Below are 7,705 nucleotides of genomic sequence, written 5' to 3'. Positions count from 1 at the left end.
GGACCGCGTGCAGTGCACCGACCAGGGCGACGGTGACCTGGGCGCGCGCATGGCCCGCGCCGTGCACCGTGTGACGACCGGCCCTCACGGCCATCCTGTGCTGTTGATGGGAACGGACTGCCCGGCGTTGACGGCTGGGATCATTGGCGAGGCCGCAGCGCAACTGGCGCGGCATGACGCGGTGCTGGTACCGGTGGCCGATGGTGGCTACGTGCTGCTGGGCCTGCGTGCGGATTGCCCGGACATCTTCCGCGACATGGCCTGGAGCACCGCTGTCGTGGCCGCCGAGACCCGGCGCCGCCTCGCTGCGCTCGGCTTGAACCTCTGGCTCGGCCCGACGCTGAACGACATCGACGAGCCCGCCGATCGGGTTCATCTGCCTTCAGAGTGGGAATTCTGAAAGAAAACCGGCCATTCCCAGCGTCGAATGGTCATTATCTGCTATTGTTAATGAAGTGACGTGCCAACGGGACGGCATGTTGTCGTTGACTTGGCGTCGCGATGGATCGTTTCCGTCATCCGTTTGGGGTGCTCAGGCCCCACCGGCGCAGCCAGGGCTTGAGCAGTGTGCCGTCAAGCGACCAGCGTCCGACGCCAAAGATGGCCAGCGCGGCGAGCAGCACACCCCAGGTGACATGCTGTTGCAGGGCGGCCGGCGCGATCTCGCTCAGGCTGATCACCGCGACGACATTCATCACGGACAGACCCAGCGCCGCAAAGCGCCCGCCCAGGCCGAACAGCAGCAGGACGGGCAGCACCAGTTCCCCGCCCGTGCCCATCACGGCTGCCACGCCGGGCGACAACAGCGGCACCTTGTACTCGTCACTGAACAGCGCCAGCGTGGTGTCCCAGTCGCGGATCTTGGTCAGGCCGGAGCGGAAGAAGGCCTCGGCCACGTAGCCGCGCGCCAGCAGGGCGGCCAAGGGCTGGGTGTTGTCCAGAAGGTGGGTGAGGCGCTGCCACAGGGACACGCCGCGCTGCAGGAGAGGGTAGCTGGACATGGTGGTTCTCGGGGTTCAGGGGGTGGATTCAAGCGGACCGATGCCGAGCACCAGGCCCTGGGTCACGGCGTCCGGCAGCCACTGACCGAGATCGAAACCGGCATCGACGGCGAGGGCCTCATTCAGGCTCGCCAGCAGCGAACGGCCGCGCACCACGGCCTGCAACAAGGCCGACTCGGCGCGCGTGCAGGCGGCAATGCGCGGGCGCAATCCCTGTCGCCATACCCTCGCGCATTCGGCTGCGCGCGCCTGGACCCGTCCGGCCGCAACGGCCAGGGGTGGATCGTCGTGAAGGTGCGCCGTCACCAGACTGGCCACCGGCCAATCACTGGTGATCGCCGCCGTGCCCGGGGCCAGACGCAGGGTGAAGGTGGCAGGGTCCACCTGGGTCAACAGGGCGAACGACGCGGGATCGGCGGCGGCATCGGGCGCACCCGCGGCGCGGTGCAGCGCCCACTCCACCCGGGCCACATCAGCCAGGTAAGGCACATCGGCCAGTTGCGGGTTGTGGTCGACGAATGCAGGCAGCGCATCGCCCCAGCAGGCCAGATCGCCGCGCACGGGCGGATGGCGGTGCCAGAGCTCGCACGCCATCGTGGCAAAGCTGTCGCCTCCCACCAGCGCGGCGACCACGGGGTAGGCCGCGCGCAGGGACCTTTCGGCCAGCTCGTGCCCGTTGGCCTGGTAGGCAGCCAGCCCGCGGGCCCAGGGCGAATGGACCCGGTTCCTGAGCGCCGCCAGCGCGTCGACGGCCTGGGCGCTGCCCGGCAGGGCCAGCAGCGTGCCCAGCAGGGCTTGTTGTTGCTGTGCCAGTGCGTTCATGCCAGCGTCTCCACCGGCGCGCTTGCGCCGCTGGGGGTGGGCCGCAGCGCCGCTGTGGCGGCTTCGCGCGCCCGCGTCGCTTCGTCGAGCAGCACGGCCAGTGACGGCACGCCGGTGTCCCATTCGATCAGGGTGGGCACGGCGCCAAAGCGCGCGATGGCGTGCCGGTACAGCATCCAGACCGCTTCGCTGACGCGGCTGCCGTGGTCGTCGATCACGATGTCGCCGCAGTGGACGTGACCGGCGAGATGGATCTCGGCCACCACCTCGCCGGGGATCTGATCCAGCCATTGCCGGCACGCCTCCAGCGGCGCGCCAGGTTCGCCGAGCAACTGCGCGTTCAAGGCGTTCACATAGATGTTGTTCACATCCACCAGCAGGCTGCAGCCGGTGCGCTGCGCCAGCGTGGACAGGAACTGCGTTTCGCTCATGTCGGCGTCCTGCCAGCGCAGGTAGGCCGACAGGTTTTCCACCGCGATGGGGCGCCGCAGCCGGTCCTGCACGCGCTGAACGTTGGCGCACATGGCGTCCAGCGCTTCCCGGCTGAAAGGCACCGGCAGCAGGTCGGCCGCATGCACGGTGGCCGGACCGGTCGCGCCGGGCAGGACGCCGCGCGCAAAGCTGGCGTGGTCGCTGATGCGCACGGGGTCGATCTCACGCACCAGGCGCGCGAGCTGGTCGAGATGCCACTCGTCGATGCCGCTGGCCGACCCCAATGACAGGCCGACGCCATGCAGGCTGACCGGGTAGCGGGCGCGGCCCTCGCGCAGCACGGCCCGCGCAGGGCCGCCCGGAACAAAGAAATTCTCGGAATGGACTTCGATGAAGCCCAGTGCTTGCTGCGTCTCGAGCAGTTCGGCGTAATGGGGATGCCGCCAACCGATCCCGACGGGGGGTGCGCGCGGCGAGGGCGCGTCGTGGCTCACGGTGGCGGACTTCATGATGCGGGATCTCAGGACTTCTTGGCGGCAGCCTTGGCTTCGTCTGCGCTCAGGCCGCCCATCTGCTTGCAGGTTCCGGCGGCGACGTATTTCCATTCGGTCTTGTCGTTGTCGACCTTGGACTGGCCGGCGCACGAATGGACACCGGCGGTGTTGGCGCAATCGTTCTGGCCGGCCTTGGCGATGCCGTAACACTTTTCCTTGCCCGAGCTCTGCGCCATCGCGGGCGTGGACAGCAGGGCGAGGGACACCAGCGACGTGGCGGCGGCGGCAATCATGGCATGTGGGTTCATGGGAAAACTCCTTGGTCAGGTGGATGAAGAACGGTTGAAAGAACCAGAAGCTGCGTCAGGCCTGAACCTGACATCGGCTGCTGGTTGAGGGTTCGTCCGGTGGCGGGCTGGTTTCTTACAGGCATCGCCGAAAAATTGTCAAAGAAGATCGGCGATCCGATCCCAGGCCTCGGCGGGAATGCGTCCGGTGTAGCTCTCGACCACCTTGCCGGATTTGTCCAGCAGCCAGGCCGAGGGCAACTGGGCCGGACGCTTCTCGCTGGCCTTGTAAGCGGAGTTGCCCGCCCAGAGGGCCACGGGGCGATGCTGGGAAGGCGCGAGCGTGGCAACCAGTTTTTCATAGTCCAGAGCATCCTGTTCGCGCCGGTCGAAACTGATGCTCACCAGCTCGAAGGGCTTGCCATTCCAGCCCTGGGCGTTGGCACGCAGTTCCGGCATCTTGTCGCGGCAGACGGCGCAATCGGTGGACCAGAACAGCACCAGCACCACTTTGCCGCGCAACGCGGCCAGATCAAACGGGGCGCCGGTGAGGGTCTTGCCCTGGATCGCCGGCTTCTCCGAGGCGGGTTGCTGCGCCAGGGCAGGATGCGGCACGAGGGCCAGGGCCAGCCCCAAGGCGAGCAGGGCGCGGGTGATCAGCGAGGGGGACATGGAAGGCTCCGGTTTCATGGGTTGGGCCCAGCTTGGTCGCACGGCCGCCAACTTCCTTACACTGGTCGCCTGTATGACGGATGCCGATGCCAGCCCCTTCGACCAGCAGGTCGCAACCCACCGCGACTACCTGCTGCGTTTCGCGCGGCTGCAGCTGCGCAACGACACCTGGGCGGAGGATGCGGTGTCGGAGACGCTGCTGGCCGCGCTGAGCAAGCCCTTGTCGTTTGCCAACCGTTCCCAACTCAAGACCTGGCTGGTCGGCATCCTCAAGCACAAGATCATCGACGCCTTGCGCCACCACGGCCGCGAGGTCTGCGTGGGCAGCGGCACCGATGACGAACAGGAAGACCCGCTGGAGTCCATCGCCTTCAGGGCGGACGGGCATTTCGGGGAGAGTCCCGCCGAATGGGGCAATCCCGAGCAGGACCTCAGCAGCCGGCAGTTCTTCGAGATCCTGGAGGCCTGCGCCAGCAAGCTGCCTGCCAGCCAGGGGCGCTTGTTCCTGATGCGCGAGTGGCTGGAGCTGTCCAGCGAAGAAATCTGTAAGGAACTGGACCTGACCGCGACCAACCTTTACGTGCAACTGCACCGCGCCCGCCTGCGCTTGCGCGAATGTCTCGAACTGAACTGGTTTGCCCACCCCCGGGCCACATGATGTCGTCCTACCCCTTCAAACGCACCTGCAAGGAAGTCTCCGCGCTGCTCATCGCGCGCGAGGACCGCGAGCTGCCGCTGCAGGAGCGCGTGGCGCTGCGCCTGCACCTGGCGATGTGCCAGGCCTGCCCGCGTTTCGAGCGCCAGGTGCTGACCATGCGCAACGCGATGAAGCAGTGGCGCCAGTACACGAGCGACCCCGGCGACGAACGCTGAACCGCGCTGGCATTCGCTGGAGCGCGACCCGAACGGCATCGCGCCGCACTCAGGACAGCAGCGCCTGCGCGAACTCCCGGGCGTTGAAGGTTTCGAGGTCTTCCAGTTTCTCGCCGACGCCGATGAAGTAAACGGGGACCGGCTTTTCCCGCGCGATCGCGCACAGCACCCCGCCCTTGGCGGTGCCGTCGAGCTTGGTGATGACCAGCCCGGTCAGCGCGAGCGCGTCGTCGAAGGCCTTCACCTGCGTCAGCGCGTTCTGCCCGGTGTTGCCATCGATCACCAGCAGCACCTCGTGCGGGGCCGTGGCATCGGCCTTCTGCACCACGCGTTTGATCTTTTTCAGTTCCTCCATCAGGTGCAGCTGCGTGGGCAGACGCCCGGCGGTGTCGACCAGCACCACGTCTTTGCCACGCGCGCGCCCGGCGCTGACCGCATCGAAGCTCACCGCGGCCGGGTCGCCGCCCTGCTGGCTGATGATCTCCACCAGGTTGCGGTCGGCCCAGACGGCGAGCTGCTCGCGCGCGGCGGCGCGGAAGGTGTCTGCCGCGGCCAGCAGCACGCTGGCGCCCGAGGTGGCGAGGTGCTTGGTGAGCTTGCCGATGGACGTGGTCTTGCCGGCACCGTTGACACCCGCGACCATGATCACGGTGGGCCCGTGCTGGCCGTTGTGCAGGTTGTCGGGGCGGTCGCCGACGACCAGCACCTTCTGCAGGGGCGCCAGAAGGTCGGTGATCGCGTCGGCCAGCAGGCCCTTCACGGCCGCCGGGTCGGTGGTCTTGTTCTCCTTCACGCGGCGCTTGAGGTCGGCCAGCAGGAATTCGGTGGCCTTGACGCCGGTGTCGGCCATCAGCAGCGCGGTCTCCAGTTCCTCATAAAGCTCGTCGTCGATCCGCGTGCCGGTGAAGACAGTGGCCAGGCTGGAGCCGGTCTTGCGCAGGCCGGCCTTGAGCTTGTCGAGCCAGCCTTTGCGCTCGGTCGCGGCGGCGGCGGGTGTCGGCTCCGGTTCGGAAGCGGGGGCTGGCGCAACCGCAGCCGCAGCTGCAGCGGGTGGCGGCGTGGAGGGCGCTGGCGAGGGGAGGGTTGCGGCCACGGCGGGCGCAGGCGGCGGCACCGTTGGCGACAGTGTGGGCGCGGGTGGCGTTGGGGCGGCCCCGTCGGCAACCGGTGCGGGGTTCGTGCCGGACGGTGGGCTTTGCGCGTCCGAAGGGGCCTGGGCAGGCGCTTCTGGATTCACAGGCGCGGCCGTGGTCTTGCTCCACGGCGGCGTCCACCAACGCGGGCGGGACGCGGTGGACGATTCGGCGGCCGCAACGGGTGCGGCGTCTGGCTCGGCGGCGGGGGCCGTCGGCGCGGAGGTCATTGCTGGTGCCAGCGGCTGCGCGGGTGCGGTGGCGTCGGCCGGGGCGGCGGCCGGGGCGGCGGCCACCTGGTCGATGGTCGGGGCGACGGCAGGTGTTTCGGTGGCCGTCTCGGGTGAGGGCGCAGGGACCGCGGGCACCTCGGGCCGTGCTTTGGGGGCTGCCGGGCTAGCGTCTAACCCGCCGGCCAGCGGGGGGGTGGCCGCAGCGGGGGGGGCCTCAGCGGCTGGCGCGACCGCGACCGAGGGCCCGGCGGTGGGCGTGTCGGGCGCCGGAGCGCCCTCCACAGCGGCCGGCACCGCGTCCGGCGCGCGCTCGCCGACGGGTGCTGTCGGCGGCTTTTTCCTGAAAAAACTGAACATTTGGGCGTTTCTAGAATCAAGCCCATTCTATGAAACGATTCTTCACCCTGGCCGCCCTTGTCGCAGGCTTTGCCATCGGGGGCCCGAGCCTGGCCCAGACACCCGCCCAGCCTTCCACGGCTGCCGCCAATCCACCGGCGCCATCGGCGGCTGCCGCCGTCAGCCGCTTCACCCTGCCCAACGGCCTGACCGTCATCGTCAAACCGGACCGGCGCGCGCCGACGGCCGTGCACATGCTGTGGCTGCGGGTGGGTGCCATGGACGAGGTGGATGGCACCAGCGGCGTGGCCCATGTGCTGGAGCACATGATGTTCAAGGGCACGTCCGAGGTGAAGCCCGGCGAATTCTCGCGTCGGGTGGCGGCAATGGGCGGGCGCGAGAACGCGTTCACCTCGCGCGACTACACCGGCTACTTCCAGCAGATCCCTGCCGACCGGCTGGGCGATGTGATGAAGCTGGAGGCCGACCGGTTTGCGAACAACCGGTGGGACGACGAGGAATTTCTCAAGGAGCTTGCGGTGGTCAAGGAGGAACGGCGCCTGCGCACCGAGGACAACCCGCGTGCGCTGCTGTACGAAAACCTCAATGCCAGCGCCTTTCACGCCTCGCCTTACCGGCGCCCGGTGGTGGGCTGGATGAGCGACCTCGATGCGATGACGCCGGATGACGCGCGCGCCTTCTGGCGGCGCTGGTACGTCCCGGCCAATGCCGCGGTGGTGGTGGCCGGGGACGTCGATCCCCAGGAGGTGCTGCGGCTGGCTGAAAAATACTATGGCCCGATTCCCGCGCGTGCCGTGGCTGCGCGCAAGCCCCGCGAGGAGCCCGAGCAGGCGGGCCTGCGGCGCTTCGAGTTCAAGGCACCGGCCGAGCAGGCCTATGTCGTGCTGGCTTTCAAGGTGCCGCGGCTGACCGGCCTGGAGGCCTCGCCGGAGAACGATGACGCGCTGGCGCTCACCGTGCTGTCGGCCGTGCTGGACGGCTACAGCGGCGCGCGCCTGGACCGTGCGCTGACCCAGGGCCCGGACCGGCTGGCCGACAGCGCCGGCGCCGGCAATGGCCTGATGGGACGCGGACCGCAACTGTTCACGCTCGACGGTGTGCCGGCGCCGGGAAAGACGACCGAGCAGGTCGAGGCGGCGCTGCGCGCGCAGGTGCAGCGCATCGCGCGCGAAGGGGTGAGCGAGGCCGAACTGGAGCGGGTCAAGACGCAGTGGGTGGCCAGCGAGGTCTACAAGCTCGACTCGGTGATGAACCAGGCCCGCGAGCTCGGCAACGTGTGGGCGCAGGGCCTGCCGCTGGACACCGGCGAGCGGCTGATCCAGCGTCTGCGCCAGGTCAGCGCGGCGCAGGTGCAGGCGGTGGCCGCGAAGTATTTTGGTGACGACCAGCTCACGGTGGCGG

10 protein-coding genes are annotated in these 7,705 nt (G+C 68.9%); 4 read left to right on the top strand and 6 right to left on the bottom strand.

What is annotated here, in order from left to right; genetic code table 11:
* Positions 1-400, top strand: a 400-nt coding sequence (locus tag ACMUOY_RS19720; protein ID WP_413894441.1) for a TIGR04282 family arsenosugar biosynthesis glycosyltransferase, incomplete at its 5' end; no start/stop codon positions are given.
* 115 nt (positions 401-515) lie between these two features.
* On the opposite strand, the gene ACMUOY_RS19715 is transcribed toward ACMUOY_RS19720, so the two are convergent.
* The 5 genes from ACMUOY_RS19715 to ACMUOY_RS19695 all read right to left on the bottom strand — a co-directional run bounded on the left by ACMUOY_RS19715 (position 516) and on the right by ACMUOY_RS19695 (position 3,708).
* Positions 516-1,001 (bottom strand): DoxX family protein, encoded by a 486-nt coding sequence (locus tag ACMUOY_RS19715; protein ID WP_413894440.1) that lies wholly within the window; start codon positions 999-1,001, stop codon positions 516-518.
* Between the two features lie 15 nt (positions 1,002-1,016).
* Complete coding sequence (locus tag ACMUOY_RS19710) at positions 1,017-1,823, bottom strand: putative DNA-binding domain-containing protein (protein WP_413894439.1); 807 nt, start codon at positions 1,821-1,823, stop codon at positions 1,017-1,019.
* On the bottom strand, positions 1,820-2,764 hold the full coding sequence (locus tag ACMUOY_RS19705; RefSeq protein WP_413894438.1) for a DUF692 domain-containing protein: 945 nt from the start codon (positions 2,762-2,764) through the stop codon (positions 1,820-1,822). Before ACMUOY_RS19705 ends, ACMUOY_RS19710 begins: the two co-directional genes overlap by 4 nt.
* 11 nt (positions 2,765-2,775) lie before the next feature.
* Positions 2,776-3,057 carry a DUF2282 domain-containing protein gene (locus ACMUOY_RS19700; RefSeq protein WP_413894437.1) on the bottom strand — a complete coding sequence of 94 codons (282 nt, stop codon included), beginning with the start codon at positions 3,055-3,057 and terminating at the stop codon, positions 2,776-2,778.
* Positions 3,058-3,195: 138 nt separating this feature from the next.
* Positions 3,196-3,708 carry a TlpA family protein disulfide reductase gene (locus ACMUOY_RS19695; RefSeq protein ID WP_413894436.1) on the bottom strand — a complete coding sequence of 171 codons (513 nt, stop codon included), beginning with the start codon at positions 3,706-3,708 and terminating at the stop codon, positions 3,196-3,198.
* Positions 3,709-3,781: 73 nt separating this feature from the next.
* Here ACMUOY_RS19695 and ACMUOY_RS19690 point away from each other — a divergent pair, with 73 nt between their 5' ends.
* Both ACMUOY_RS19690 and ACMUOY_RS19685 read left to right on the top strand, forming a co-directional pair.
* Entirely contained in the window at positions 3,782-4,366 is a 585-nt protein-coding gene (locus tag ACMUOY_RS19690) for a sigma-70 family RNA polymerase sigma factor (protein ID WP_413894435.1), read from the top strand.
* Complete coding sequence (locus ACMUOY_RS19685) at positions 4,366-4,581, top strand: zf-HC2 domain-containing protein (RefSeq protein WP_413894434.1); 216 nt, start codon at positions 4,366-4,368, stop codon at positions 4,579-4,581. The genes ACMUOY_RS19690 and ACMUOY_RS19685 overlap by 1 nt, the downstream gene beginning before the upstream one ends.
* 49 nt (positions 4,582-4,630) lie before the next feature.
* Here the strand turns inward: ACMUOY_RS19685 and ftsY are convergent, their stop codons facing one another.
* Positions 4,631-5,944, bottom strand: a complete 1,314-nt coding sequence (gene ftsY, locus ACMUOY_RS19680) for a signal recognition particle-docking protein FtsY (protein WP_413894442.1) — start codon at positions 5,942-5,944, stop codon at positions 4,631-4,633.
* A 389-nt stretch (positions 5,945-6,333) separates the two neighbouring features.
* On the opposite strand from ftsY, the gene ACMUOY_RS19675 reads away from it, so the two are divergent.
* Positions 6,334-7,705 (top strand): M16 family metallopeptidase (locus ACMUOY_RS19675; protein ID WP_413894433.1); only part of this gene is annotated, 1,372 nt, incomplete at its 3' end.

Source organism: Candidatus Skiveiella danica (assembly GCF_022705245.1).
GTDB lineage: Bacteria > Pseudomonadota > Gammaproteobacteria > Burkholderiales > Burkholderiaceae_C > Skiveiella > Skiveiella danica.
Note: the sequence above shows the minus strand (reverse complement) of the source record. Positions and strands in the feature narration are given on the sequence as shown.

Excerpts from the sequence above, each read along its gene's own strand:
- ACMUOY_RS19705 (WP_413894438.1), bottom strand. The coding sequence starts at position 2,764 with ATGAAGTCCGCCACCGTGAGCCACGACGCGCCCTCGCCGCGCGCACCC.
- ACMUOY_RS19710 (WP_413894439.1), bottom strand. The coding sequence starts at position 1,823 with ATGAACGCACTGGCACAGCAACAACAAGCCCTGCTGGGCACGCTGCTG.
- ACMUOY_RS19695 (WP_413894436.1), bottom strand. The coding sequence starts at position 3,708 with ATGTCCCCCTCGCTGATCACCCGCGCCCTGCTCGCCTTGGGGCTGGCC.
- ACMUOY_RS19700 (WP_413894437.1), bottom strand. The coding sequence starts at position 3,057 with ATGAACCCACATGCCATGATTGCCGCCGCCGCCACGTCGCTGGTGTCC.
- ACMUOY_RS19690 (WP_413894435.1), top strand. The coding sequence starts at position 3,782 with ATGACGGATGCCGATGCCAGCCCCTTCGACCAGCAGGTCGCAACCCAC.
- ACMUOY_RS19715 (WP_413894440.1), bottom strand. The coding sequence starts at position 1,001 with ATGTCCAGCTACCCTCTCCTGCAGCGCGGCGTGTCCCTGTGGCAGCGC.
- ACMUOY_RS19685 (WP_413894434.1), top strand. The coding sequence starts at position 4,366 with ATGTCGTCCTACCCCTTCAAACGCACCTGCAAGGAAGTCTCCGCGCTG.
- ftsY (WP_413894442.1), bottom strand. The coding sequence starts at position 5,944 with ATGACCTCCGCGCCGACGGCCCCCGCCGCCGAGCCAGACGCCGCACCC.